At 65.3% G+C, this 25158-nt stretch carries 23 protein-coding genes and 2 tRNA genes; 4 read left to right on the top strand and 21 right to left on the bottom strand.

Annotation, left to right across the window (positions count from 1 at the left end):
- The first annotated feature begins 177 nt into the window (after positions 1 to 177).
- The gene (locus tag BDOA9_RS22690) at positions 178 to 1359 is read left to right on the top strand and encodes a bifunctional 2-C-methyl-D-erythritol 4-phosphate cytidylyltransferase/2-C-methyl-D-erythritol 2,4-cyclodiphosphate synthase (protein ID WP_025036258.1); all 1182 of its coding nucleotides are present in this window, start codon (positions 178 to 180) and stop codon (positions 1357 to 1359) included.
- Between the two features lie 4 nt (positions 1360 to 1363).
- On the top strand, positions 1364 to 1972 hold the full coding sequence (locus BDOA9_RS22685; RefSeq protein ID WP_025036257.1) for a CinA family protein: 609 nt from the start codon (positions 1364 to 1366) through the stop codon (positions 1970 to 1972).
- 162 nt (positions 1973 to 2134) lie between these two features.
- Here the strand turns inward: BDOA9_RS22685 and BDOA9_RS22680 are convergent, their stop codons facing one another.
- Together BDOA9_RS22680 and lipA are read right to left on the bottom strand one after the other, a co-directional pair.
- Complete coding sequence (locus tag BDOA9_RS22680) at positions 2135 to 2617, bottom strand: type II toxin-antitoxin system RatA family toxin (protein WP_025036256.1); 483 nt, start codon at positions 2615 to 2617, stop codon at positions 2135 to 2137.
- Positions 2618 to 2623: 6 nt separating this feature from the next.
- Entirely contained in the window at positions 2624 to 3580 is a 957-nt protein-coding gene (lipA, locus tag BDOA9_RS22675; protein ID WP_025036255.1) for a lipoyl synthase, read from the bottom strand.
- A 130-nt stretch (positions 3581 to 3710) separates the two neighbouring features.
- Between lipA and BDOA9_RS22670 the strand changes: the two genes are divergently transcribed.
- Positions 3711 to 4313 (top strand): DNA-3-methyladenine glycosylase, encoded by a 603-nt coding sequence (locus BDOA9_RS22670; RefSeq protein WP_025036254.1) that lies wholly within the window; start codon positions 3711 to 3713, stop codon positions 4311 to 4313.
- 110 nt (positions 4314 to 4423) lie between these two features.
- Here the strand turns inward: BDOA9_RS22670 and BDOA9_RS22665 are convergent, their stop codons facing one another.
- The 16 genes from BDOA9_RS22665 to BDOA9_RS22590 all read right to left on the bottom strand — a co-directional run bounded on the left by BDOA9_RS22665 (position 4424) and on the right by BDOA9_RS22590 (position 23368).
- On the bottom strand, positions 4424 to 7300 hold the full coding sequence (locus tag BDOA9_RS22665; RefSeq protein WP_025036253.1) for a valine--tRNA ligase: 2877 nt from the start codon (positions 7298 to 7300) through the stop codon (positions 4424 to 4426).
- 140 nt (positions 7301 to 7440) lie between these two features.
- On the bottom strand, positions 7441 to 8202 hold the full coding sequence (locus tag BDOA9_RS22660) for a PopZ family protein (protein WP_025036252.1): 762 nt from the start codon (positions 8200 to 8202) through the stop codon (positions 7441 to 7443).
- A gap of 305 nt (positions 8203 to 8507) precedes the next feature.
- On the bottom strand, positions 8508 to 9893 hold the full coding sequence (locus BDOA9_RS22655; RefSeq protein WP_025036251.1) for a TolC family outer membrane protein: 1386 nt from the start codon (positions 9891 to 9893) through the stop codon (positions 8508 to 8510).
- A 204-nt stretch (positions 9894 to 10097) separates the two neighbouring features.
- Entirely contained in the window at positions 10098 to 10760 is a 663-nt protein-coding gene (locus BDOA9_RS22650) for a protein-L-isoaspartate O-methyltransferase family protein (protein ID WP_025036250.1), read from the bottom strand.
- Between the two features lie 139 nt (positions 10761 to 10899).
- Positions 10900 to 11079 carry a hypothetical protein gene (locus BDOA9_RS22645; protein ID WP_025036249.1) on the bottom strand — a complete coding sequence of 60 codons (180 nt, stop codon included), beginning with the start codon at positions 11077 to 11079 and terminating at the stop codon, positions 10900 to 10902.
- A 201-nt stretch (positions 11080 to 11280) separates the two neighbouring features.
- Positions 11281 to 11355: transfer RNA gene (locus BDOA9_RS22640), tRNA-Asn, on the bottom strand.
- A 136-nt stretch (positions 11356 to 11491) separates the two neighbouring features.
- Entirely contained in the window at positions 11492 to 11860 is a 369-nt protein-coding gene (locus tag BDOA9_RS22635) for a hypothetical protein (protein WP_025036248.1), read from the bottom strand.
- Positions 11861 to 12065: 205 nt separating this feature from the next.
- A complete protein-coding gene (locus BDOA9_RS22630) occupies positions 12066 to 13754 on the bottom strand; it encodes a flotillin family protein (protein ID WP_025036247.1) in 1689 nt (562 codons plus the stop codon).
- A 23-nt stretch (positions 13755 to 13777) separates the two neighbouring features.
- Positions 13778 to 14437 (bottom strand): OB-fold-containig protein, encoded by a 660-nt coding sequence (locus BDOA9_RS22625; RefSeq protein ID WP_025036246.1) that lies wholly within the window; start codon positions 14435 to 14437, stop codon positions 13778 to 13780.
- 10 nt (positions 14438 to 14447) lie between these two features.
- Entirely contained in the window at positions 14448 to 15611 is a 1164-nt protein-coding gene (locus tag BDOA9_RS22620) for a PspA/IM30 family protein (RefSeq protein ID WP_025036245.1), read from the bottom strand.
- A gap of 270 nt (positions 15612 to 15881) precedes the next feature.
- Entirely contained in the window at positions 15882 to 16265 is a 384-nt protein-coding gene (locus BDOA9_RS22615; protein WP_025036244.1) for a RidA family protein, read from the bottom strand.
- A 13-nt stretch (positions 16266 to 16278) separates the two neighbouring features.
- Positions 16279 to 18609 (bottom strand): acetamidase/formamidase family protein, encoded by a 2331-nt coding sequence (locus BDOA9_RS22610; RefSeq protein WP_025036243.1) that lies wholly within the window; start codon positions 18607 to 18609, stop codon positions 16279 to 16281.
- A gap of 134 nt (positions 18610 to 18743) precedes the next feature.
- Positions 18744 to 19985, bottom strand: a complete 1242-nt coding sequence (locus tag BDOA9_RS22605; RefSeq protein WP_025036242.1) for an acetamidase/formamidase family protein — start codon at positions 19983 to 19985, stop codon at positions 18744 to 18746.
- A gap of 43 nt (positions 19986 to 20028) precedes the next feature.
- Positions 20029 to 21651, bottom strand: a complete 1623-nt coding sequence (locus tag BDOA9_RS22600; protein WP_025036241.1) for an amino acid ABC transporter permease/ATP-binding protein — start codon at positions 21649 to 21651, stop codon at positions 20029 to 20031.
- 179 nt (positions 21652 to 21830) lie between these two features.
- The gene (locus BDOA9_RS22595; RefSeq protein WP_042336374.1) at positions 21831 to 22715 is read right to left on the bottom strand and encodes an ABC transporter substrate-binding protein; all 885 of its coding nucleotides are present in this window, start codon (positions 22713 to 22715) and stop codon (positions 21831 to 21833) included.
- A 392-nt stretch (positions 22716 to 23107) separates the two neighbouring features.
- Complete coding sequence (locus BDOA9_RS22590; RefSeq protein ID WP_025036239.1) at positions 23108 to 23368, bottom strand: hypothetical protein; 261 nt, start codon at positions 23366 to 23368, stop codon at positions 23108 to 23110.
- A gap of 263 nt (positions 23369 to 23631) precedes the next feature.
- Between BDOA9_RS22590 and BDOA9_RS22585 the strand changes: the two genes are divergently transcribed.
- A complete protein-coding gene (locus tag BDOA9_RS22585; protein WP_025036238.1) occupies positions 23632 to 23826 on the top strand; it encodes a hypothetical protein in 195 nt (64 codons plus the stop codon).
- An 82-nt stretch (positions 23827 to 23908) separates the two neighbouring features.
- Here BDOA9_RS22585 and BDOA9_RS38980 read toward each other — a convergent pair whose 3' ends face one another.
- The 3 genes from BDOA9_RS38980 to BDOA9_RS22575 all read right to left on the bottom strand — a co-directional run bounded on the left by BDOA9_RS38980 (position 23909) and on the right by BDOA9_RS22575 (position 25132).
- Positions 23909 to 24055, bottom strand: coding sequence for a hypothetical protein (locus BDOA9_RS38980; RefSeq protein ID WP_167361661.1), 147 nt, complete (start codon positions 24053 to 24055; stop codon positions 23909 to 23911).
- A 177-nt stretch (positions 24056 to 24232) separates the two neighbouring features.
- A tRNA-Cys gene (locus BDOA9_RS22580) sits at positions 24233 to 24306 on the bottom strand.
- A gap of 85 nt (positions 24307 to 24391) precedes the next feature.
- Positions 24392 to 25132, bottom strand: coding sequence for a tRNA-uridine aminocarboxypropyltransferase (locus BDOA9_RS22575; RefSeq protein ID WP_025036237.1), 741 nt, complete (start codon positions 25130 to 25132; stop codon positions 24392 to 24394).
- Positions 25133 to 25158 lie beyond the last annotated feature (26 nt).

Genomic DNA, 25158 nt, shown 5'->3' with positions numbered 1-25158 from the left:
TGTGCAGTCAAGCGTCATGCCTACAGTTTAGACAGTTCTGCAGATCTTTCAAGTGCAGTGCAGCAAAATGCTGTTTCCCACAATCCGGGGAAACCCCTTTTTTTGCGGGCCTGCCGTGCTAGAGGCATGCCGCAAATCATCCCTGCTCTTTCTCTGGCAATTGAGTATTTGAATCCTATGGCGAAATCACAGCGCACCGCGGTCGTCCTCGTCGCAGCCGGGCGTGGATTGCGCGCCGGCGCCGGCGGGCCGAAGCAATATCGCGAGATCGGCGGCGTGGCTGTGATCCACCGCGCCATGGAGGCCTTCAGCCGCCACGCCGGCGTGTTCGCGGTGCAGCCGGTGGTGAACCCCGACGACAGCGCAATGTTCAGCGCAGCGGTCGCAGGGCTCAGGCACGAGCCGCCGACCAATGGCGGCGCGACTCGGCAGGCGTCGGTGCTCGCCGGCCTCGAAGCGCTGGCCAAGCACAAGCCGGACATCGTGCTGATCCACGACGCCGCACGGCCCTTCGTCTCGGAAGGCGTGATCTCGCGCGCGATCGAAGCGGCGAGCCGCACCGGTGCTGCGATCCCCACCGTTCCCGTCACCGACACCATCAAGGTCACCGGCGAAGGCGGCAACGTCGAGGCCACGCCGGACCGCGCCTCCTTGCGAATCGCACAGACGCCGCAATCATTTCGTTTCGACGTCATCCTCGAGGCGCATCGTCGCGCGGCAAGGGATGGACGCGTCGATTTCACCGACGATGCCGCGATTGCCGAATGGGCGGGATTGACGGTTGCAACCTTTGAAGGCGATGTTGCCAACATGAAGCTCACCACTCCCGAGGATTTCGTGCGCGAGGAAGCGCGCCTGGCCGCCCAGCTCGGCGACATCAGGACCGGCACCGGCTACGACGTGCATGCCTTCGGCGAAGGCGACCATGTCATGATCTGCGGCGTGCGCGTGCCGCACACCAGGGGTTTCCTGGCGCATTCCGACGGCGACGTCGGCCTGCATGCGCTGGTCGACGCCATTCTCGGCGCGCTCGCCGACGGCGACATCGGCTCGCACTTCCCGCCGAGCGATGCGAAGTGGAGGGGCGCCTCCTCCGACCAGTTCCTGAAATATGCCATCGAGCGCGTCACGGTGCGCGGCGGCCGCGTCGCCAATCTCGAGGTGACGCTGATCTGCGAGCGACCGAAGATCGGTCCCTTGCGCGACACCATGCGCGCGCGCATCGCCGAGATTTCCGGCGTCGACATCTCGCGCGTCGCGGTGAAGGCGACCACCAGCGAGCGGCTCGGCTTCACCGGCCGTGAGGAAGGCATCGCGGCCACCGCGAGCGCCACCATCCGCCTGCCCTGGAGCTTGTAAGGCCATGGGCGGCAGCGACGCACGCGCCCTCTCCCGCTCGCTGCTCGATCTGTGCCGGATGCGCAAGCTGACGATCGCGACCGCCGAATCCTGCACCGGTGGTCTCGTGGCCGGCGCGCTGACCGACATCCCCGGCTCGTCCGATGTGATCGACCGCGGCTTCGTCACCTATTCCAACGACGCCAAGCGCGCGATGCTTGGCGTCGAGGCGGGCACGCTGGCGAACTTCGGCGCGGTGAGCAAGGAGACCGCAACCGCGATGGCGATCGGTGCGCTTGAGCGCGCCGATGTCGATCTCGCCGTCGCCATCACCGGCATCGCCGGCCCGGGCGGCGCCACGCCCGGCAAGCCCGTCGGTCTCGTGCACTTCGCCGCCGCCGCCCGCGACGGCCGCATCATCCATCGCGAGCACCGCTTCGGCGCCATCGGCCGCAGCGCAGTGCGCGCGCGCTCCGTAGTCGAGGCGCTGCGCATGCTGATGGATCTGGCCCGCGGCCCGCAAGTCGCGGCCAAGCCGCAACGTGCCGCGGCCAGCCGCCTGCGCCCGCGCGTCACCCGCTCGCCGCGCCGGCATGTGGTGAAGCGCAGGCCGCCGCGCCCGCCGCGGGGATAAATGGCCTCGTCGTGCGGGTGAGCGAAGCGATACCGCCGCGACACTCGCAACAAAGCCCCACTGTCATTGCGAGCGAAGCGAAGCAATCCAGAATCTTTCCGCGGAGGAATTCTGGATTGCTTCGTCGCAAGAGTTCCTCGCAATGACGGCGGAGAGAGTTACCTACGTCGGCGCCAGCTTCGGCCGGCCGTAGATCGCGTCCGCGCGCTTCTCGAACGCGGTGGAAAACCGCGCGAATGCCGCGTCGAACATCGAGCCCATCAGCATCGCCAGCATGCGGCTCCTGAATTCGTAGGAGAGAAAGAAGCCGACGTCGCAGACGCCGTTGCCGCCATCTTGGCCTTTCGGCTCGAACGTCCAGCGATTCTCCAGATTGCTGAAGGGACCTTGCAGATATTCGACCAGGATCTTCAGATTGGCGCGATCGAGCGTCACACGGCTGGTGAAGGATTCCTTGATCAGCTTGAACGACACTGTCATGTCGGCAACCAGCACCTCGGTGCCGTCGGGTTTGGCCATGCGTTGGCGGACTTTGAGCGCGCTGCACAACGGCACGAATTCCGGGTAGCGCTCGACATCGGCGACCAGATCGAACATCTCGGATGCGCTATGATTGACACGGCGCTTGCTCGAAAAACGGGGCATATCGGTTCAGCGGGCGATCGCGGCCCGCGCGGCCTTCAGTTTCGCAAAGTCCTCGCCGGCATGGTGCGAGGAGCGGGTGAGCGGGCTCGCCGACACCATCAGGAAGCCCTTGGTGTAGGCGACCTTCTCGTAGGAACTGAACTCGTCCGGCGGCACGTAGCGCATCACCGCGTGGTGCTTGCGGGTCGGCTGCAGATATTGCCCGATGGTCAGGAAGTCGACGTCGCCCGAGCGCAGATCGTCCATCACCTGGAGCACCTCGTGGCGCTCCTCGCCGAGGCCGACCATGATGCCGGACTTGGTGAAGATGGTGGGATCGAGCTCCTTGACCCGCTGCAGCAGCCGGATCGAATGAAAGTAGCGCGCGCCGGGCCGCACCGTGAGATAGCGCGACGGCACCGTCTCGAGATTGTGGTTGAACACGTCGGGCTTCGCCGCGACGACGATTTCGAGTGCCCCCTCCTTGCGCAGGAAGTCGGGTGTCAGGATCTCGATCGTGGTCGAGGGGCACGCGGCCCGGATCGCGCGGATCGTCTGAGCGAAATGCTCGGCACCGCCGTCAGTGAGGTCGTCGCGGTCGACCGAGGTGATGACGACGTGGGCAAGGCCGAGCTTGGCCACGGCCTCGGCGACGTTTTGCGGCTCGGCCACGTCCAGCGCATTGGGCAGGCCGGTCTTGACGTTGCAGAAGGCGCAGGCCCGGGTGCAGGTGTCACCCATGATCATGAAGGTCGCGTGCTTCTTGTCCCAGCACTCGCCGATATTCGGGCAGCCCGCCTCCTCGCACACCGTGTGCAGGCCGTTTGAGCGCACGATGTTGCGGGTGTCGGCATAGCCGCGGGTGTTGGGCGCGCGCACGCGGATCCAGTCCGGCTTCGGCGGCGAAGCGGAGTCAGGGCGATTCACCTTTTCGGGGTGGCGCGGGCGCAGCGGGTTCGAGATGGTATCGAGAATAACGACCATGGTCTGTCCGGTCTGTTCAGGTCCTACCTAGTCGGTCTGGCCCGGCATCGCAACCCGGCTCGCCCCGCTTCAGGGAACATGGCAGATATGGGCAATATCCTGCTCTGTTCTCAGGCGATTCTCACCTCGAATGGCTCCAATCTCTAAGACGTCACCACCACGCCTCGGCAAGCCCCTGAAGCGCGCCTTTTTCGGACGCAGCGTGCACGAGGTCGCGCCCGACCTGATCGGTGCCACCATGCTCGTCGGCGGCGTCGGCGGGATCATCGTCGAGGTCGAGGCCTATCATCATACCGACCCGGCCGCGCACTCCTACCGCGGACCGACGCCGCGGAACCAAGTGATGTTCGGCCCACCAGGCTTTGCCTATGTCTACCGCTCCTACGGCATCCACTGGTGCGTCAACTTCGTCTGCGAGGAGGAAGGCTCGGCCAGCGCCGTGCTGATCCGTGCGCTGGAGCCGACACATGGCCTGGCTGCAATGCGCCGGCACCGGCATCTGCAGGACGTGCATGCGCTGTGCTCGGGCCCGGGCAAGCTGACCGAGGCGCTTGGCATCACCATCGCGCACAACTCCCTGCCGCTGGACCGGCCCCCCATCGCGCTGCATGCCCGGACCGGGGATGTCGAGGTCGCAACCGGCATCCGCATCGGCATCACCAAGGCGGTCGAGCTGCCCTGGCGCTATGGCGTCAAGGGCTCGAAGTTTTTGAGCAAGCCGTTTCCGAAGTGATCGTCATTCCGGGGCGGCTCACAGAGCCGAACTCAGGTGCGCAATTGCGCACCTGAGAATCTCGAGATTCCGGGTCTGGTCCTTCGGACCATCCCGGAATGACGGACACCTCACGACGCCTGCTTCAGCCGCTCCAGCGCCTCCAGCAGCTTGGCCTTGCGGGCCAGCGCCGCCTCGCGCTTTTCGCGCTCCTCCTCAACGACCTCCTCGGCCGCGTTGGCGACGAACTTCTCGTTCGCCAGCTTGGACTCGGCGCGCTTGATGTCGGCCTCGGCCTTGGCGATCTCCTTGTCGAGACGCGTGCGCTCGGCGGCGACGTCGATCACGCCCTTGAGCGGCAGCGCGGCAACCTCGCCGCGCACCAGCAGCTGGACCGCGCCGTCAGGCGCGCGATCGGCGAACGAGATGTCCGACAGCCGCGCCATGCGCTTGATGACATCGGTCCAGCGCGGCGCACGCTCCTTCGTTTCAGTGGAGGCGCCCGCGAGCACCAGCGCCGTCAGCGTTGCCGGCGCGATGTTCATCTCGGCGCGCACCGAGCGGATCTGTGTGACGAGGTCGATGACCCAGCCAATCTCGGCCTCGGCAGCCGGATCGGTGAAGTCGGCATGATCGAAGATCGGCAGCACCCAGGCCGGCGAGACGAGCGCGTCGGCCGGTCCCGCGGTCGCTGCGAGCATCGCGAGTTGCTCCGGCGTCGGCAGGGCCGGCCTCAGCGGCCACGGCGCCAGCGCGAGCAGGCCGTCGCGCCTGGCTGTCACCTCCCACAGCTCTTCGGTGATGAAGGGCATGAAGGGATGCAGCAGCTTCAGGATCTCGTCGCGCGCCCAGGCGACCATGGCGCGGGTCTCGTCCTTGGCGGGGCTGTCGGGGCCAAGCAACACGGGCTTGGCGAGCTCGACATACCAGTCGCAATAGACGTTCCAGACGAAGCGGTAGATGCTGCCGGCGGCATCGTTGAAGCGATACGCGTCAATCGCCTCAGTCACCTCGCGCGTGGTGTGGGCGGTCTCGTGCGCGATCCAGCGGTTCAGCGTCTCCGTCGCCTTCGCCGGCTCGAAACCATCAGGCACGGCGCAGTGATTCATCTCCGCGAATCTGCACGCGTTCCAGAGCTTGGTCGCGAAATTGCGGTAGCCTTCGACGCGGCTGGTGGCGAGCTTGATGTCGCGGCCCTGCGCCGCCATCGCCGCCAGGGTGAAACGCAGCGCGTCCGCGCCGTATTCGTCGATCAGGCTGAGGGGATCGATGACGTTGCCTTTCGACTTCGACATCTTGGCGCCCTTCTCGTCGCGGACGAGGGCGTGGATGTAGACGGTCGAGAACGGCACCTCCTTCATGAAGTGCAGGCCCATCATCATCATGCGGGCGACCCAGAAGAAGATGATGTCGAATCCGGTCACCAGCGCGTTGGTCGGGTAGTAGCGCTGCACCTCGGGCGTCTCGTCGGGCCAGCCGAGCGTCGAGAACGGCCACAGCGCCGAGGAGAACCAGGTGTCGAGCACGTCCTCGTCGCGCGTGATGAAGCCTTCGCGCTTGCTGCGGTCGAGCGCCATCTCGCGGCCCTGCGCGGGCGTGATGACCTCCTGCTCGACGTAATAGCCGAGCGCGTGGCTGACGGCCTCCTCCTCGGTCTCGGCGACGAACACCTTGCCGTCAGGGCCGTACCAGGCCGGGATCTGATGGCCCCACCAGAGCTGGCGCGAGATGCACCAGGGCTGGATGTTCTCCATCCACTCGTAATAGGTCTTTTCCCAGTTCTTCGGCACGAACGTCGTTTCGCCCGAACGCACCGCGGCGATCGCAGGTCTCGCCAGCGTCTTGGCGTCGACGTACCACTGGTCGGTCAGGTAGGGCTCGATCACGCTGCCAGAACGATCACCGTGCGGCACCATGTGGGTGTGCGGCTCGATACGCTCCACGAAGCCGAACGATTCCAGCCGCTCGACGATGCGCTTGCGCGCGGCGAAGCGGTCGACCTTGTGGAACTCCTCGGCAAATTGCGCGGCGCCTTCCGGCAGGTCGCGCAGATAATCCTCGTTGTCGACGAGATCGAGACAGCCTTCCCTGTCGAGCACGCTGATGCGGCGCAGGCCGTGGCGGTTGCCGACCTCGAAATCGTTGAAGTCGTGCGCCGGCGTTACCTTCACTGCGCCCGATCCCTTCTCGGGATCGGAATAGTCGTCGGCGACGATTTTGATCTTGCGACCGACCAGCGGCAGGATGACGTTCTTGCCGATCAGCTTCTGATAGCGCTCGTCTTCGGGATGCACGGCCACGCCGGTATCGCCGAGCATGGTCTCGGGGCGCGTGGTGGCGACGACGATGAAGCTCGAGGGATCCTCGGGGCTGAAGGTCTTGCCTTCAATGGGATAGCGCAGATACCAGAGGCTGCCCTTGATCTCGGTCTGCTGCACTTCGAGATCCGAAATCGCAGTGAGCAGCTTGGTGTCCCAGTTCACCAGCCGCTTGTCCTTGTAGATCAGGCCCTCGCGGTGCAGCTCGACGAACACCTTGACGACGGCCTTCGACAGGCCCTCGTCCATGGTGAAGCGCTCGCGCGACCAATCGCAGGACGCACCGAGCCGCTTGAGCTGGTTGATGATGGTGTCGCCGCTCTCGGCCTTCCACTGCCAGACCCGCTCCAGGAACTTCTCGCGGCCCATCTCGCGGCGACCGGGCTGCTGGCGCTCCATCAGCTGCCGCTCGACCACCATCTGGGTGGCGATGCCGGCATGATCGGTGCCGGGCTGCCACAGCACGTCGCGGCCGCGCATGCGCTCGAACCGGCAAAGGATGTCCTGCAGCGTGTTATTGAGGGCGTGGCCCATGTGCAGCGAGCCCGTCACGTTCGGCGGCGGGATCACGATGGTGAAGGGCACGGCATCACGGCGGTCGGGCCGGCCAGCCTTGAACGCAAGGCTGTCCTCCCACACCACGGACATGCGGGTTTCGATATCGGCGGGCTGATAATTTTTCTCGATCATGGGGCTGCTAGAAAGCCGCGCGAGAGGGCCAAGTCAACGAAAAGGTCAGGGGACGCCGAGGCGGCAACGGCGCTTTCCGGCCCGGTCCGGGCCCGGATATGACACCCAAGCCGGGCATTATGAGGGCCCGTAGGCCGCCCTCAGCGGCCGCCGCGCGAGACCCGCTCGATTTCGGCCTTCACGATGCGTTCAACGAGGCCCGGCAGATTGTCGTCGAGCCAGGACTTCAGCATCGGACGCAGCATCTCCTTGACCAGGTCCTCCAGCGTCCGCGCGTTGCTGCTGAGCACCGTATGGGCCAGGGAATTGAAGGCGGATTCGACCGCGGAGACCGTCGATTGCGCCAGGATCGGCTGCTGCGGAGGCAGCGGCGGCGCGTCGAAATCTACCGGCGCGTAGGACGGTGGCGGAGCGGGCCGCGGCGGCTCGGCGAATTCGAGATCGTCGCGCGGCTCGACCTTGCGAAAGCTCGGCGGCGGCGGAGGCGGTGTCGGATCCATCGCCATGTCGTCGGTCAGCTCGAGCACATCCGGCTCAGGCTCGGGCTCTGGCGCGCGGACCTCGGGCGCAGGTGTGGCGGCATCGAGACCCGCCAGCAACGCGTCGATATCGTCCTGGCTGTTGGAGGCGTCCGCCTCGGGCGCAGGCGCAGGTGGCGGCGCCGGCTTTGCGGCCGGCGGCGGTGCCGCAGGCTTTTCGGCAGCGGGTTTGGGCGGAGCGACCTTGGATGGCGGAATGTCGTTCATCGCCTGCGGCTTCGGCGGCGCGGCGGGCGCCGCGGCCTTCTCGGGCTTGGCGGTCTCGGCCGGCGGGGGCTTCGCCTCATCGTCGGCAATGATGCGCCGGATCGAGGCCAGAATCTCCTCCATGGAGGGTTCTGTGACCTTTGCAGGCTGCGTCATCTCCGACTCCACATCATCAACGCCCTCGCATGCGCTGTTTTACACCAAGCACGGCAGGATTGGCCGGTTCCGCAACGACAGGCCCGGCATTTTCGTCGTCGCAGCCCGAGTTGTCCCCAGATCACGGCTCGACGTGCAGCAGTGTGCCCCTGCCCCCCGGCACCGACGCGTTACGCAAACGACATCAATGCGGGGCGAATCGACCCGCATCTTCTTGGCAAGGCTATGTCAGGGATTTTGATGATTGCAAGCAAAGCACCGGTCGACCTCGGCAGTTCGCGAGATCGACCGGACGATTGCGGGAATCAGCGCCCGTCAGGCGCGCGCACGCCCGCCCAGCTGTCGCGGACCTGATGGTAATGAACGCTGGGGTCGTAGGTTGTGGTCGCAAGGCCGAGCACCTGGGGCGACAGACGACCGACGGCGGCAAGAACGTTGTACGATGCCACGACGCGATCGTGCTGTGCGGTCACCAACGCAACGCGCGCATTCACCAGCGCCTGCTGCGCATTGAGCACGTCCAGCGTGGTGCGCTGGCCGGCCTTGGCCTCCTCACGGACGCCGTTCAGGGCGATCTCGGATGCCGCCACCTGCGCCTGGGCCGACTGGACCTGCGCCTTGGTGGCCTGCAGCGAGCCCCACCATTGCACGACGGTCGCGCGGGTCTGGTCGCGAGTCGTTTCGAGGTTGAGACGCTGCTGCGCCAGGTTTTCCTTGGATTGGCGGATCAGTGAATATTCGCCACCGCCCTGATAGATCGGCACCGAGATCTGCGCGACCGCCGCTGCGGTGAACGACCGGTACTGGATCAGCGACTGCTCGTATGCCTGCGTGGCGCTGGCCTGCAACGTGACCGTCGGCAGCAGAGCACCCTCGGCGACCTTGACCTGCAGGAAGTTGACGTCGATGCCGTACATTGCGGCCGTGACGTTGGGATGCTCGATCAGGCCGAGCTCGATCGCTGCGGCAAGCGTTGCGGGGAGGAAACGATCGACAGGCGAACCCGGCGCGAGGTTCGTTGGCTCGTTGCCGATGATCCGGCGGAAGTTCGCCCGCGTCGTGGTGAGATTCGCCTCGGCGGTGAGCGCCTGAGTCCTGCCGGCGGCCAGCTGCGCTTCCGATTGGGCGACGTCGGTGCGGGTCACCTCGCCCACATTGAAGCGATCACGCGTCTGCTTCAGCGTCTGCTCGAGCACGCGCACGTTGCTGCGCTGGACTTCGAGCGTGGCCGCATCGCGCAGATAATCCATGTAGGTCGTAGCGGCTTGGAGCAGCACACTTTGATCGAGGCTGCGCAGCGCCTCCCGGGCGCCGGACACCTGGCTCTCGGCGGCGCGCGTCCGATTGGCCGTCTGGTTGCCGTTGTACAATGTCTGCGACGCTGTCACTCCCACGCTTCGCGGAAAGCCGCTCCCGTTGATCGGGTCGCTGTTGCTGGCGCTCTTGAAGTCCGAGTACTGATAACCGCCGTTTGCCGAGAGCGAGACCCTGGGGCGATAGCCCGACAAGGCCTGCGGCACGTTTTCGTCAGTCGAGCGCACCTGGGCACGCTGCGCGTTGAGCTGCGGATTGTTCTGATAGGCGCGCACCAGCGCGGCGTCGATCGTGTCCGCCAAGGCAGGCGTCGGCCCGGCAAGCGCCAGCAGCAGGACCGAAACCGCAGCTCCGGTGAAGAGCTTCACCCCATGCATCCCTGAAATTCCGTTCATCTAACGCCCAGCTCGTGCCCGCGAGCTGAGTTACCGTCTACGAGTGGAGTCGTTGCCCCGCCGCAACATAGGACGCGGTCAAGCGCGACGGAACTACCTGAGGGTGGTTCTCAGTGGAAACTCTTCACGTGCAGCATCCCGGCCACACTTCTGATTCAGAACGGGATTTGGGCGGCTTTGGGGCCGTCAGAAGACAAAGGCAGCCGCCCGCTCCAGTCCGGGAAGGACCGGGGCGGCGGCGTCGAACAGCGCCCGATGGCCGAATTCACCGTGGGTACGGGTCACGATCAGGGCGCGCGGCGGCCTCGATTCGGCCGACACCCCCACCAGGCGCCCCCCCTCCTTCAGCTGCCCGAGCAGAGCTTCCGGCATCATTTCGGCCGCGCCGTTGAGGAGAATCACATCATAGGGGGCGGCGGCAGGATCCCCGACGGTGCAGGCCGCCGCCTTGCAGGCGACATTGGCCAGCCCCTGGGCGGTGAAGGCATCCTTGGCCTTGGCCGCCAAAGCCGAATCGCATTCGGTCGCCGTGACCTGACGCGCCAGCTTGGCGGCCAGCGCAGCGAGGTAGCCGGTGGCACAGCCGACGACCAGCACGTTGTCCCCCTCGCCGATTTCGGCGGCCTGGAGCAGCTTGCCGGTCAGAGCCGGCTTGATCAGGAACCGCTTGGCGGTGCCTTCGCTCACGTCGAGATCGAGATCGAGATAAGCCAGCGCCTGCCGGCCGGCCGGCACAAAGGCTTCGCGCGGCAACGTGAGCATGGCATCGAGAACACGACGGTCGGTGACGTCATTGGTGCGCACCTGGCCATCGACCATTTTTTGGCGCGCGGTCGAAAAACCGGACATTTGCGGACCCTGCAATGCGGACAATGCCGCGGAGAAAAATCGCGGCATCTTTGGAGCATGCCCGGTCAAAACGCAACATGGCCGTTGGCGAGGCACATATCACGCCCCGCACCCCTCCGCAGGGAAGGCTCGACCAGCCCTATTCGATGGCCACCGCCAGGCGGCCGATCAGGGCGGCGACCTCGTCCAGCCGCGCCGAATCCGGTGTCTCGACTGCGCGCGCGAGACAGGCAAGGCATTCATCGTCGCTAAGCTCGGGAATGCCGGCCGGCAAGATCGATGGGGCGATATCCGAACGGTCGATCTGAATCTCTGGCATTGGAAGCAGCTCCGCAAATGTCCGGCGTAACCCACACTCGACGTGAATTGAGTCGATTTGGCGCCATCCCAATGGCGGGACCACGCTGACACACACATCTGTTTGAGCGCGATTCCGCGCCGGAATGCTCAAGAACCAGGGAAAGCAGATCGCGCACCGTGCGAGGATGCGCGCGCAAATCATTGAATTATATGCAAGATTTGGCTCCCCGGGCTGGATTCGAACCAGCGACCATCCGATTAACAGTCGGATGCTCTACCGCTGAGCTACCGAGGAAAGGGCGAACCGTTCGTTCGCGCGCGGCTGCGTATAACAAAGCCGCTTGCGCTTGCAAAGGACGAATTCGTCATCATCCGCAACGCGCCCGGGAGCGCCTGGAAATGGCCTCTCCTCCGGCCGGCCTGGGCAAAGACTATTCGGCGAGAAACGAGGTGGTCTTCGTGCCGGGGTCGTAGCGCAAGCGGAGCGCCGTCAACTTGCAGAGATTGACGCTCTTCCACAACACCGGCTCGTCGTAGTTCTGCCAGTCGACGCGGATGTTCCAGACGCAGCCTTCGTCGTCGTCGTCGAACTCGACATAAGTGCTGGCTTGGTTCTGCAACACCTTGTCGAGCTCGTTCTCCCATTCGTCCAGCCCATCATCCGGCGCGTTGAAGCCGAGGAACTTGATCGCATAGCCGGTCTCGTTGACGACGGTGACGTTGCGGGCATCGGCCGCAAGCGACGGCGCGGCGGCGATCGAAAGACCAATGGCGATCAGTCCAGACAGAAAATGCTTCATGTGGAATTCTCCGATCGAAACAGGTCTCAGCGCCCGACGTCGATCGACGCAGGCGCTGCGGCAAACAAAACGTTGCCTCAAGACAAGTCCGGAGCGAGATCGAACGATTCAGCTCAGGATCGAGCTGCGTTCCGGAACGTTCGCGCGCCGCGAGACGCGCCAGCCTGTTTATCGGTTAGCATTCTCCGCAGCAATGAACCGGCATTCATAGTTCGGCGGCGCTTGTTTTCTCCGGCGCCGGCACGGCTGCGCCGTTGCTCTTTCCCGTCACGGCGCCGACCAGCGCCTTCACCGGATCGTCGTCTGGCGCAAAGCCGCTCTGGCGCAGGATCTCGTCGATCATCGGACGCAGCGCGTGCACCTTGAGGAGTTCGCCGGCCAGACCTTCGCCGAAGCCCACATTGCCTCCGCTCGCGCCGTTGCCGCCGAACGCGCCGCCGGTGTGCAGGATGCGGACGTCCTTGAGGTTCGCGATCGGCTTCACCATCTCGGCCAGGGCCGACGGCATGGTCTCGATCCGCTTCTTGGCGATCTCGAAATCGATCACGTTGCTGCCGAGCTTGTTCTGCGCCTCGTTCTTCATGGTGATGACGGCGGCTTCCGCCTCGCCGATGTTGCGCACACCGACCGCCTTGATCTTGTTGGATTCGGCTTCGGCGGTGGCCAGCGTCTTGACGGCCTCGGCGCGGTCGAGCGAGGCCTTCTTCTCGGCTTCTGCCGCGACGATCAGCTCGGTCGATTTGCGCTCGGCCTCGGTCCGCGCGGCGAGCACCTGGGTGAGACGGGCGCGATCGGCGACCTCGATGGCGCGCGCGGTGACGACCTTTTCCTCCGCGGAGACGGCCAGCGCCTCGGCGGTCTTGGCTTCGGCGACGGCTTCCGACGTTTCCTTGCTCTTCGCCGCGATCTGGATCTCGTTCTCCTGCGTCGCGATCTGGATCTCGCGCTGGGCGTCGGTCTTGCGCTTGTTGATCGCCAGTTCCGACTCGATCACAGCGGTTTCCTTGACCTGCTTGGCACCCGCCTCCTTCTCGGCAACCGCACGATCGGTGTCGATGCGAGCGTTCTCCTCGGTCAGGCGCGCGGTCTGTGTCGCGGTCGCGACTTCGGCGCGGGTGCTCGCGGTCTTGTTGGCGATGTCGCGCTCCTGCGACAGCTCGGCTTCCTTCTTGGTCCGCTCGATCCCGAGGGTTTGCTGTCGCGCTTCGAGATCCTTTTGCGCGATCGCCACCTCGTTGTCGCGGACGATGGCGTTTCGATCGCGCCGCCGGGTCTCGGTGACGGTCTTCAATTGGGTGAGACCTTCGGCGTCGAAGAAATTCTCCGGGTTGAAGAACTTGACGTCGGTCTGGTCGAGCTTGGTCAGCGAAACCGATTCAAGCTCGAGGCCGTTCGATTTCACGTCCGACTCGACCGTGGACTGCACGTGCTTGACGAAGTCCGAGCGTTTCTCCTGGAGCTCGAGGATGCTCATGGTCGCGGCGACCGAACGCAGGCCGTCGACGAATTTCGCCTCGACCTGGTTGCGCAGCGCCTCGGCATCGTTGGTCAGCGCGCCCAGGGTCTGGCTCGCGAGCGCGATGCTCTCCTCGTCGGGGCGGACGCGCACGTAGAACTCGGCAACGATGTCGACGCGCAGGCGGTCCTTGGTAATCAGGGATTCCCGCTCCTTGCGCTCGACGGTGAGGCGCAGCGTCTTCAGATTAACGCTGGCATAGGAGTGGAAGATCGGCAGGATCATGGCGCCGCCGTCGAGCACGACCTTCTTGCCGCCGAGTCCGGTGCGCACGAAGGCCTCGTCGCGGGTGGCGCGCTTGTAGAGGATGGTGAAGACGATCCCCAGGACGACGATCAGCGCGACGCCGATCACGGCCGGGACTGCGATGTCGAACATGGCTTTCTCCGCTGTGGGACTTGCTAACTGCTTAGAGTGGGCTTGGACGGCTTGAGTTCATCGTCGGCCTTCACCGCGACGAAACGGGTGCCATCGCGGTCGACCAGGAGGACCATGGTTCCCTGCGGCAAAGGTCCCGATGACGGCGCCGCGACCGCCGAGACGAAATGGCGGTTGCCGTGGACGTCGGCGACGCTGACGCGGCCGGGCGGCCCCTGGTCGAGCGGGCCGACGACGACCTCGCCGATGCGGCCGACGAGATCCCCCAAGCCGATGACGTAGCTTTCGTCCTTGGGAATGACCCGCGCGATGGCCCGGCTGGCGGCGCGGACCAGCGGAACCGACACCACGACGGCCGCGGCAGAGGCGACGGTCGCCGGCAAGGGACCCGCAACCAGCCGCGCGATGTCCTGGATCAGGAACCCGGTGATGGAGAAGGCGCCGAGCAGCAACAACAGGAAGATCAAGAGCGGCACGCCACCGACATTGATCCACGAGATCGCGTTGATCACTCCATTGTCGCTGGGGTGAGCGAAATCGATGTTGGTGCCGAGCATTTCGCTGAGCGAGGCCCCCACCAGCATGGAGACCACTTCAATCGAGCCGACGATGACGATCATGGCCGCCGCGATCGCGAACGGCCTGACTTCCGGCGACATGACGTGTTCGAGCAGAGCGCTCATGACACGGCACTCAGGAGCCCGACTTCAACCGGGCCAGCCGCGCTGCAATTTCCTTGTCGCGATGCAACGTGCTGAGCTCGTCGATGTCGCTCGAATAGGGGATGCCCGGCGGCACGCCGGTGGCCCGCGCCACCGCCCTGCCCGCGCGCAGCGCTTTGGCGGCTGCCGAACTGCCGCCTTGCTTCTTTGACGACGTCGAAGCCTGCTGGCTTGCAATGGCCTCGCTCTTTTCGAGATCAGCGCGGCGCTGCTCGGCGTCCTGGAGCGCCGACAGCACGGCGCGCAGCGAGGTCACGCTTTGCTCGATCTTCTCATTGTTCTCGTCGATGGCCCGCGAGAGCACCTCGAATTGCGCCTCCAAATCCATCTGACGAGCGATGCCCGCGCGAGCGAGATCGTCGCGACCATCGGCGATCGCGCCCTCGATCTTGGCGGTCAGGTCGGTCATGGCGCGCTCGATTTCGCTACGGCGCGCGTTGAGTCGGTACTCCTCCGCGCGCGCGGCCGCGAGCGCATCGCGCGCTTCGCTCTCGGCACGCTCTATCTCGCGGATGGCCTGTCCGACCACCTTGAGCTTGTTCTTGCCTTCCGCCTGCTCGATCGCATCGTAGGCGATCCCGGCGATCAGGCGTCCGACCCGGGACAGGAAATTGTCGGGGGCGGCAGCGATGTTATCCATAGCGTTCTCCTCCTCTGGCAGAATGTTCGGCGTGACGCCGTAGTGAACTTCGAAACCGTCGTCGGTACGGATGAGGCGCGCCGGCACGCTCTGCCCCCAGCCCTCGGCATAGCCGGCATAGTCGAAGGGCACGCTGAAGCGCCCTTGCACGGTCGCGATCGAAATGGTGGCGGGCCCTTTGATCTTGGCGAGCTTGTCGTCAAGCGGCAGGCGGCGCCCCTGTGCGGCGCGGTACTCGTTGCGGTCGCGCAGCCCGAGCGTCACCAGCCGCGATGGCAGCGCGGTCTGTTTACGGATCGCCTCGTAGGCATGGGCGTGGAGCAGGACCACGTTGGAACCCACATTGTGAGCCCGCGCCACCTCGTCGAGGATCTCCATCATGCGGTCATAGGCCTGGAATGTCGCCTCGATGGCGGCCTTGGCGGCCGGGTCAGGGGCAAGCCGGTAGCGCAGCGCGGACGGCGCGTATCGGGGCGATTGGCTCATGGAAAGCACTAAAGCACAATTTTGGTGCTTTAGAAAGAGGAAGCTCGATCACATTCTACTGATCCATATGCACTCTGTGGGTTAGTCGCGGCAGTCCAAGCCCGCGTTCAAGGCGTCCGATCACCACTAGCTCACGGCCGATCAAGACTTCCTGCACGCGCCGGTTGCAATTTGAGACGAAATGCGGGGAGTGTTCGGTAGGTCGCACCTCTCAGCTCGTCATTGCGAGGAGCACTTGCGGCGAAGCAATCCAGACTGGTTCCGAGGAGCCGTGGACCGTCACGGCCGCCGGCACACCAGATCGATCTCGATCAGCGCATCATAGGCCAAGCCGGTGACGCCAACGCAGGTGCGGGCCGGAAGGCGATCCGGCGGAAAGTATGTCCGATAGGTCTCGTTCATCGCCGCATAATCTTCCTTGAAGCGTGTGAGATAGATCCGCGTCATCACGACGTGCTCGAGGCCGAGGTCGAGGCCCGCGAGAACCACCTTCAAGTTCTCCATCACGGCCTTCGTCTGCGCAACGATGCCCACGGGCAGCACGCCCGGCGCTTGCGGCGTATCGGGCATCTGGCCGGTCACGAAGACGAAGCCATCGGTCTCCACCGCGTGGCTGAAGGGCGCGACCGGCTTCGGTCCGCCGCTGATCATGTGGAATTTCACCTGAATGTCCTTGTTAAGATGCGTCCTGAAACAGGCGCTTGCTGAGGATGGCGTGCACGCCCCAATTGCCGTCGACGACTTGCGTGACGCCGAAATCGACGGCGGCCGACATCAGCGCGATGGCCTCGTCCTCGCTCAGGCCTTTGACGTTCATCAGGAAGCGCCGCATCTTGCGGAAGGCGTCCTTCATGGCAAGGTCGAGCGAGGATTTTGCGTAGACCTCGCTCTGGCCCTGCGCGCCGAACTCGGCGAGATAGTTGGGATGGCTGAAGCCGGTCAGCACCCAATCGGTTTCGGTCTCGATCAGCGGATAGGAGAGGTCGGCGAAGGGACGGCCGGCAAGATCGGCCTTCTTGTGCAGGATCACCTCGAAGGTGCCGGTCATCGAGCATTCGATCGCGGTGCCGCTGAGCTCGCCGTCGCCTTGCGCGGCATGGGGATCGCCGACCGACAGCAGAGCGCCGGGGACAGATACCGGAAGGTAGACGGTCGCCCCCTTCCCCAGCCGCCAATTGTCGAGATTGCCGCCGAAATAGGACGGCGGCACGGAATCGACGAAATCGAGCTCGCGCGGTGCCACCGCGATCACGCCGAAATGCGGACGCAGGGGAATCTTGATGCCGTCGAGCACGGCGTGCCGGCGCTTGATCGTACCGGCTGCGACGGGAACGCCGGGATAGTCGTAGGTGGCGTGCACCACGCCGAACGGATCGGTCTGCGGCTCCCAGCGATAGGAATAGAGCGCGCGGGCGTGCGGCAGCTCGGCGTCTTCGAAGATCTCATAGATGGTCACGGCTTCGCGCGGCTTAGGACCGCCGAGAAACTCGTTGTAATGATAGCCCCACCACGCCGCGACCGACGAGCCGAACACGCGGCCCGCATGGCTCGGATTGCGGCTCGCCCGCGGCACGATGTCGAGGATGCGCACCTCCAGCACATCGCCGGGCTGAGCGTCCTTCACCGCCACGGGCCCGGTGCAGATGTGCACGCCAAACCCCTCCCCGGCGCCGCGGCCGAACACGCTGGCATCCATCGGCCCTGCCCCGCGGCGGTCGACGTTCTTCTTGTTTCGCGTCCAGCCGAACACGCTTTCGGCGGCGGCATCACCTGTTATCATCAATTCGGGATCGTCGGAGGCGTGCTGGGTCAGCGTCTCGATGGTGATGGTGTCGCCCGACGCGATCTCGACCTGCGGCGGCAGCGAGCGGCTGAAATAGCCCCAGTGAACGCGGCTGGCCTCGACCGGGAGATGGTGATGACGGCGTTCGGTGGTGGTCGGCTCCCCGGCGCCGGCGCAAGCGATGCTGCTGCGGGCCTCCACATTCGGATGCGCGCGCAATTGCGCCAGCGCCTCCTGCGGCCAGCCGCGCTGGCCGGCGACGCCGTGCTGTGCAATCGCTCGCTCCGCCTCCTGCTGGCGAAATTCCCGCGGTGGCAGGCCGAAGCGATGGCGGAAGGCGCGGCTGAAATGCGCGGAATCACCAAAGCCATAGGCGTAGGCGATCTCCGAGATCGAGCGATGCGCTTCGGTCGGGTTGGACAGGTCCGCCCAGGCGCGCTGGAGCCGGCGCTCGCGAACGTAATGGGTGAAATTGTCGCCGACCGTCTCGAACAACTTTTGCAGGTAACGCTCGGAGATCCCCTCGGCTTGCGCGACGCGCGCCGGCACCAGATCGGGATCGTCGAGGCGACGCTCGATGGTCTGGCAGATCCGGTGCAGCAGCGCAGCCTGTGTTGCACTCGATCCGGCATCGGAGCTCGAGGCCGCCAGTTGATGCGCGAGCGTCAGGAGCAGATCGACCAGCGACTGCGCGAGCGAATTCCATTCGGCATCGCTCAACGTGTCGAGGGTGCGCGCGGTCGCGTCCAGCATGCGGGCGAACACCTCGGCAAAGCCGCGGGTCGGAACGACGCGGGGCTCGCCGAGCCGCGGCCTGCCCGAAAGGCGTCCATGCAGTGCCTCGGAGGTGACTGAGAGTACGATGGCGCGCATGTCGCGCTGGAACACGATGCTCCAGTCCCCGCTGCGCGGCAGCATCACGAGATGACCGACGGGAACGATGCGGTGGCCGCCGGCGGTTTTCAGCACCATGCCGTCCTCGACCGGCATCAGCGCAATCGGAAGGTCTTCATTCGCCTGCGGGAGCGGACCAACGCTTTGCGCGCCGGCAGCCATGCGCGTCAGCGCGACTCCTGCGGCATGACGGTGGGAAGCGGTTGCGTGCCCGTCGAAGAAGGAATGGCCGGCTGCCGGCTGCAGGCCGACCGCAGCCAGCACGTCCCGCCAGGCTTCGGGGCGGTCGTCTTGCGCGTAGGACTCGCTCGTGAACGGCCGGAAGCTCATCGGATCGACCCAGATTGCGGTCGATCGAAGCAACCTCTGTGCCAGACGAACGCGGTCATCTGTCGCGGCGAGGGGCCGCAAATGGTCTCCGCTCGTCATCTGCTCATCCCGAAAACAGACCGCGTCTCACAGCATCAGTCGCATCGGAACATGTCCTTTCTGATCGTGCCATGGACGCCCCAATTGGCGTCGACGACTTGAGTCACCCCGAAATCGGCGCCGACCGACATCAGCGAGATTGCCTCGTCCTCGCTGAGGCCGTGCACCGTCATCAGAAACCGGCGGAGCTTCCTGAACGCATCGCGCATCGCACGGTCGAGACTGGAGTGATTGGCAATCTCGGTTTGTGCGTCAGCGCCGAGCGCGGCGAGATAGTTCGGATAGGTGAAGCCGTAGAATGACCAGGCGTGGTCGGTCTCGAGCATGGGATGGTCCAGGCCTTCGAGGCTGGTCCCGCCAAGGTCGGCCTTCTTGTGCAGGATGAATTCGAAATCGCCGGTCAGCGAGGTCTCGATTGCGGTGCCGCCGAGTTCGCTGTCGCCTTGCGCGGCATGGGGATCTCCGACCGAGAAATAAGCGCCGGGGACCGCGACCGGATAGAACATCCGCGCGCCCTTGCCGATCCGCCAGTCGTCGATATTGCCCCCGGTATAGCTCGGCGGGATCGAGCTGACGAAATCAGCCTCCGACGGCGCAAGGCCCATGGTGCCGAAATGCAGCCGCGCCGGCACCCTCACGCTGGTGAGGACGTTCTCGCGCTTCCTGATGGTGGCATGGTCCACGCGCACGCCCGGATAGTCGATGGTCGAGTGCACGATGCCGTCAGGGTCGGTCTGCGGCATCCAGACGTAATTGTAGACGGCCTTCGCATAGGGCTCGCCGGAGGTGTCGAGCTCGAAGATGGTGACGACCTCGCGCGGCTTCGGCTCCTCGATCAGGTCGTGGTAGTGGAAACCCCAGTTCGCCGCGACATTGGAGCCGAAGCAGCGGCCGGCATGACAGGCACTGCAGCTCGGCCGCGGCCTGATATCGAGGATGCGCACCTCGAGAATGTCGCCGGGCTCGGCGCCTTCGATCGCGACCGGGCCGGTGAGCAAGTGCACGCCGATCCCCTCGCCCGCGCCGCGAATGAACGGGCCTTTCGTCGGGCCCGAGCCGCGCCGCGCCACCGCCTTGTGCTCGCGCGTCCACTGGAACACGCTTTCGGCACCGGGATCGCCCTGAATCATGCGCTCGTAATCGTCGTTGGCATGATGGGTCAGCGTCTCGATCGTGGCCCGGTCTCCCGAGCGCAGCGTCAGGGCCGGCGTGACTGCCTTGGAGAAATAGCCCCAATGGACGGTCTTCGGCGAAACCGGCAACGTGACATGCTTCATGACGTGACCTCTTCGGGGATCCTGTACCTGGCGGAGAGCGCGCTCATCGCACCGTCTCCGGAGCCTTGCCCGCTTCCATCACGCTGAGGAAGCGCGCCGTCAGCGGATTGCGGGGATTGGAGAGCACCTCGTGCGCCGGCCCCTCCTCGATGATCGTGCCGCCGCTCAGGAAAGCGACACGGTCGGCGACCTCGTCGGCAAAGCGGATCTGGTGCGTCGAGATGATCATGGTGAGGCCGTCGTCGATGGCGAGGCGGCGGATCACCTCCAGCACTTCATTGACGAGCTCGGGATCCAGCGCCGAGGTCGGCTCGTCCAGCAGCAGCACGCTCGGATTGGGCGCGAGCGCGCGGGCGATGGCGACGCGCTGCTGCTGGCCGCCGGAGAGATGTCGCGGCAGCGCATCGGCGCGGTGGGACAGCCCGACGCGGTCGAGCAGCTCGGTTGCGCGGCGCTCGGCGTCGATGCGGGTCATGCCGTGGACCCAGCGCAACGGGCCGGCAATATTCTCCTTCGCCGAAAGGTGAGCAAACAGGTTGAACTGCTGGAACACCATGCCGACGCCGACGCTGGCCCGCTCGTTGGCGATGGCGCGCGGCGACAATGGCTTGCCATTCTCGCCGAAGCCGAGCCGCCGGCCGCCGACGCGCACGGTGCCGGCGTCCCAGTTCTCAAGATGGTTGACGCAGCGAAGCAGCGTGCTCTTGCCCGAGCCGCTCGGACCGAGCAACGCCACCACCTCGCCCACGCGCACGGTCAAGTCGAGGCCGTCGAGCACCTTTTGCGCGCCGTAGCTCTTGGTGAGGTCCCTGGCCTCGACCGCGATATTGTTGCGCGCGATCGTCGCCGCGCGACGCGCGCGCTCCTCGCGGGTCAGGGCGAGTGGCGGCGTATCGGCCAGCTCTGCCGGTGCAGGCTCGGGATCGGCGGCGGCCACATCGGCAATGTCGAGCTTGGTGGCGAGTTCAACGCGGCGCCATGGCAGATAGTCGGCGAGCTTGCGCTGGCGGCGCGTGGTCCGGTCGAGATCGAGCAGCCATTCGACGAAGAGCTGGATCGCGCTGATCGTCGCGGTCAGCACGAGATAGAGCAGCCCGGAGGCAAAGAAGATCGAAAAGAAGTCGAAGGTCGAGGACGCCAGCTGCGTCGAGCGCAAGGTCAGCTCCTGCACCGCCACGACGGAGGCCAGAGATGAATTCTTCAGCGCGCTCACGGCCTCGTTGCCGAAGGCCGGGATCATGGTGCGGATCGCCTGTGGCGCGATGACCCTGCGCATCAGCACCGACGGCGTCATCCCGAGCGCCTGTCCCGCCGTCACCTGGCCGCGGTCGACGCCAAGCACGCCGGCGCGCAGCATCTCCGCGATGAACGGCGCCTCGTTGCAGGCAAGCGCAAGGCCTGCCGCCAGCACGGCCGGCAGCTTGATGCCGATATGCGGCAGCGCGTCGTAGGCGAAAACCATTTGCAGGATCAGCGGCGTGCCGCGGAAGATCACGGTGTAGGCCCTGGCGATCGCCGCGAGTAGCCAGAAGCGCGAGAGCTGCATGCCGGCGAGGATCAATCCGAGGATCAACCCGCCGCCGAGCCCGAGGGCGGTCACCTCGAGGGTGAGCTCGATGCCCGCGAGCAGATACGGCATGCTCAGGTAATGAAGGAACAGCGACATCAGTCGACAGTCATGACAGCGGGATCGGGTTTGGTCGAAGACGGGCGCCTCGAGGACGGGCCACCTCTCGAAGCGAAGCTTCGGCTACGTCGCATCGTCGATGCGATCCGGATGAGAGGCTATGCCCCTCACCCGGCGCGTCGCGCCGATCTCTCCCCGTCGGGGAGGGTCAAACGCGCTCAATCAGCCGTGAGGATTCCCGGCTCCATGAAGTTGTTCACATCGAGCCCATGCTTCTTCAGGAGCTCCATGTGCGTGCCCGCCTTCTGCACCTCGATCAGGGCGGCGAGCACGGCGTCGCGGAATTTCGGCTTGCCCTTGGGAACAGCGATGCCGACCGAGTATGGGATCGTCACAGCGACCGCCTTCTCCAGCTTGTCCGGATAGGCCTTTACGGCGCTGTCGACGGTGTTGACGTCGTTGACATAGGTGTCGGCGCGGCCGGCGAGAATAGCCTGGATGCAATTGGCGTTGTTGTCGTAGAGCTGGATGGTCGGCTCCGGCTTGCCAGCCTTCTTGCACTCCGCGGCCAGCGCCTGGATCAGGGGCACCTCGACATAGCCGGTGTTTTCGGCGGCAGCCGCGCCGCACATCGACAGGTTGATGCCGTTGATGCCCTTTGGATTCCCCTTGGCGACCAGCACGCCGTCGAACACTTTCGAATAGGTGATGAAGTCGGCCGCCTTGGCGCGCTCCTTGGTGGCGTAGATGTCGGAGATGACGATGTCGGCCTGACCGGCGGCGAGCGTGGTGAGGAGCGCAGCGAACACCACGGGCTTGTAGGTCAGCTTGAAGCCGAGACATTCGCCGATGGCCTCGCCGAGATCGATGTCGAAGCCGATATACTTGCTGGGGTCCTTGGGATCGATCGTCTCATAGCCCGGCGTGTGCGGATTGATGGCGTTGACGAGCGTCTTGCCCTTCCAGTCCGGATATTTCTCCTGCAGCGCAGCGCAGGCGGCGGGAACTGCAGCCTGCGCGCTCAGCGGCGCGGCGAGAGCGAGACCGAAAGCAATGGCGGCGCCGAGCATGAGCTTCCGCCGCAGCGATGATGCGCGCGCCATTCCCCGTCGCGCCTGGGGCCCAATCGACTTCTCCATCTCGCCAGCTCCTCCGCAATGTCATGGCGTCTGCCATGCTCCAATGATCGGGAGGAACGTGCGGGAGTGAGCCAGGAAAAGCTTGTCCGCGGGCGTACAAAAATTTGGATGGAGCGCGCCCGGCATTTGGGCAAACGGTTGCACAAAAACTGTTCGGGGGATCGCGAATCGGCGCAAATTCAGGGTGTCCGAATTCGAGACCACCAAATGCCTTCGGCCATAGCAACCACCCGCCGCGTCCGCAGCAAATTCACTGGCCGTCCACAGCCTGTCCGCAGCATATCCACAGGGTGACAAACGCCGATTCGTGAGGTCGTGCGAGGCACTTGCTGCGCACAAACCCACAGGGCGGGCATTCAACCACCTGCCTGATCGAACACCGATCGGCAGGCCTCGCTGAGGCTGGCGCGGTTGCGACGCAGGCAGGCGGTGATGGCGCGGACGTTGGGGATCTCGCCGGCGCAGAGCCGGTAGACGTCGGGGGTACAGGCCCGCCGCTGCTCCGCCGTTCCCTGTGCATGGGCGGCGGAGGCAAACAGCGTCAGGAACAGCCCGACCGTTGAGGCGCCCCGCGCCCGGCTCTTCACGCCCGCAAACCGCAAGAACCTCGCCTTCATGACCAGTCTCCCGCTCTGCCCTGCCTGATCCGGCCTGCATTGGCCGGCACGGTGCAAAGGGGTTACGAGAAATAAACCGCCGGGAATGTGATCTGCTTCACACCTGCTGCGCGGCGGCGGCACTTAGGGTTGCCCGGGGGATTTTCAGGAATCGCTAACCATTCGGGTCCCGATCGCCGCATCGTTAAAATGCGAACGATCCGGTCAATCCGGAAACAAACCGGCTTTGCGACATTGCGCCATCCGCGTTCTGCGAGGGTGTGATGAGCGAAGCCGAATTCAATCTGCTGCTGGATGCTGTCCGGGACGCCATGGTCTTCGAGGATTGCGCGCCTGTGCCGGTGGAGGAATACGTGCCCCGCTCGTGGAGCTTCGACGCGACACTCAAAGCGGCCAATGACAACGAGGGCGCCTGGCCCCTCCTGCCCTTTCCCGACGGCTGGTACGCGGCCTGCTGAGGCCCGTCTTGAAGTGAACCGATGCGTCCGCCTTGCGGGCGGTTCGGCATGACCGGGCGCCGGGGACCCGGCGCAGCCCCGATCAAGTCTTGACGCGCTCCTCGCCCTGTTGCGGCGCCCGGTCGGGAGCAGCTGGCGGGAAGATGCTGTCATAGATCGCGCGCGCCTCGGCAATGAGGCGGGCCCGCTCCAGCTCGGATTTCGGGACAAATCGAACGACGTCGCCCACGTGCTCTCCAGCTCCAGGGTTTGGATGCGTCTCTTCGCAGATGCGAAGTCTATGCCAGAGGACCTGAATCGCACCTTTCCGCCAAGCCCCGGGCAAACCCGGTGGGACTGGCGGGCGCGTGCGGCTCGGCGGAACCGCGCATGAGCCCAAATTTTGTGGAAAATCAGAAGCTTGTAATGGAGGCCACGACCAGAATTGAACTGGTGTACACGGTTTTGCAGACCGTTGCGTAACCACTCCGCCACGTGGCCCCGTAGGGGCGGAGCAATATAGGGGATCAATGGCTTAGGCAACCCCGCGGCCCGCCGGCCGCACAGCGAAATGTGCCGGCCGAAATCAGACCCGCTTGCTGCGCCGGAAATCGCGGCGGCGGCTCTTTGCGGCGGGCTTTGGCGCCAGTTCCGGCATCTCGGCCTGGACCTCGCGGTAGCGGGTCAGCATCCGTTCGAAACTGGCAAGCAGGGTGTCGGCGATATCAGGACGCCGCTCGATGCCGGCGAGGATCGTCGCGGCGGCTTCGATGGTCGAGAGGCCGTCGCGGCGCGGCTCCTTGCGCAGGCGCCCGTAGCGCGAGGGCTTCTGCGGATTGAGGATCACGCGTTGGCATTTCAGCATCCAGGGATTGCGCCACCACAGCGCCTTGGCTTGGCTCCAGGTACCGTCGAGCAGCACCACGCCTTCGAGCTTGCCGAGGATCGCGCGCTGGTTCTCCGCGACCTCGCCCTTGCGGTTGAGCGCGACGATCTCGCCTTGGGCGTCGAGATCGGCCGCGCGTGCCGAGCCGAGATAGAGCACGGCCCAGTGCGAGGCATTCTCGACCGGCCGTCCCAGCGCCTTGGAGAGGCTCGGCCAGGACAGGCCGACCCGCACGGTGGCACCGGCGAAGTGCCTGGCCAGCAGCCGCGCCGTGCCGAGCGCCCTGTCCTGCTCCTGCGGATGCTGCAGGATCAGGAGCGAGAGCCGGTTCTCGATCGGCGCGACGCTGTCGCAAATGCACAGCGGCATCGACTTCTGGCAATGCGGGCATTCGGGAATCGGTTCGGCCGGCGCGGCGGCGGTGTCGGGCGGATTGGACATGGTCGCCGCTATACGCTTCGCGCGGC

It is taken from the genome of Bradyrhizobium sp. DOA9, from assembly GCF_000617845.2.
In the GTDB taxonomy this organism is placed as follows: Bacteria; Pseudomonadota; Alphaproteobacteria; order Rhizobiales; family Xanthobacteraceae; genus Bradyrhizobium.
This window is presented reverse-complemented; position numbering and strand designations above follow the sequence as displayed.

Excerpts from the sequence above, each read along its gene's own strand:
- BDOA9_RS22680 (WP_025036256.1), bottom strand. The coding sequence starts at position 2,617 with ATGCCCCGTTTTTCGAGCAAGCGCCGTGTCAATCATAGCGCATCCGAG.
- BDOA9_RS22690 (WP_025036258.1), top strand. The coding sequence starts at position 178 with ATGGCGAAATCACAGCGCACCGCGGTCGTCCTCGTCGCAGCCGGGCGT.
- BDOA9_RS22605 (WP_025036242.1), bottom strand. The coding sequence starts at position 19,985 with ATGAAGCATGTCACGTTGCCGGTTTCGCCGAAGACCGTCCATTGGGGC.
- BDOA9_RS22665 (WP_025036253.1), bottom strand. The coding sequence starts at position 7,300 with ATGATCGAGAAAAATTATCAGCCCGCCGATATCGAAACCCGCATGTCC.
- BDOA9_RS22650 (WP_025036250.1), bottom strand. The coding sequence starts at position 10,760 with ATGTCCGGTTTTTCGACCGCGCGCCAAAAAATGGTCGATGGCCAGGTG.
- BDOA9_RS22610 (WP_025036243.1), bottom strand. The coding sequence starts at position 18,609 with ATGAGCTTCCGGCCGTTCACGAGCGAGTCCTACGCGCAAGACGACCGC.
- BDOA9_RS22585 (WP_025036238.1), top strand. The coding sequence starts at position 23,632 with ATGAGCGAAGCCGAATTCAATCTGCTGCTGGATGCTGTCCGGGACGCC.
- BDOA9_RS22630 (WP_025036247.1), bottom strand. The coding sequence starts at position 13,754 with ATGTTCGACATCGCAGTCCCGGCCGTGATCGGCGTCGCGCTGATCGTC.
- BDOA9_RS22685 (WP_025036257.1), top strand. The coding sequence starts at position 1,364 with ATGGGCGGCAGCGACGCACGCGCCCTCTCCCGCTCGCTGCTCGATCTG.
- BDOA9_RS22635 (WP_025036248.1), bottom strand. The coding sequence starts at position 11,860 with ATGAAGCATTTTCTGTCTGGACTGATCGCCATTGGTCTTTCGATCGCC.
- lipA (WP_025036255.1), bottom strand. The coding sequence starts at position 3,580 with ATGGTCGTTATTCTCGATACCATCTCGAACCCGCTGCGCCCGCGCCAC.
- BDOA9_RS22575 (WP_025036237.1), bottom strand. The coding sequence starts at position 25,132 with ATGTCCAATCCGCCCGACACCGCCGCCGCGCCGGCCGAACCGATTCCC.
- BDOA9_RS22625 (WP_025036246.1), bottom strand. The coding sequence starts at position 14,437 with ATGAGCGCTCTGCTCGAACACGTCATGTCGCCGGAAGTCAGGCCGTTC.
- BDOA9_RS22670 (WP_025036254.1), top strand. The coding sequence starts at position 3,711 with ATGGCTCCAATCTCTAAGACGTCACCACCACGCCTCGGCAAGCCCCTG.
- BDOA9_RS22660 (WP_025036252.1), bottom strand. The coding sequence starts at position 8,202 with ATGACGCAGCCTGCAAAGGTCACAGAACCCTCCATGGAGGAGATTCTG.
- BDOA9_RS22645 (WP_025036249.1), bottom strand. The coding sequence starts at position 11,079 with ATGCCAGAGATTCAGATCGACCGTTCGGATATCGCCCCATCGATCTTG.
- BDOA9_RS22655 (WP_025036251.1), bottom strand. The coding sequence starts at position 9,893 with ATGCATGGGGTGAAGCTCTTCACCGGAGCTGCGGTTTCGGTCCTGCTG.
- BDOA9_RS22600 (WP_025036241.1), bottom strand. The coding sequence starts at position 21,651 with ATGTCGCTGTTCCTTCATTACCTGAGCATGCCGTATCTGCTCGCGGGC.
- BDOA9_RS22590 (WP_025036239.1), bottom strand. The coding sequence starts at position 23,368 with ATGAAGGCGAGGTTCTTGCGGTTTGCGGGCGTGAAGAGCCGGGCGCGG.
- BDOA9_RS22595 (WP_042336374.1), bottom strand. The coding sequence starts at position 22,715 with ATGGCGCGCGCATCATCGCTGCGGCGGAAGCTCATGCTCGGCGCCGCC.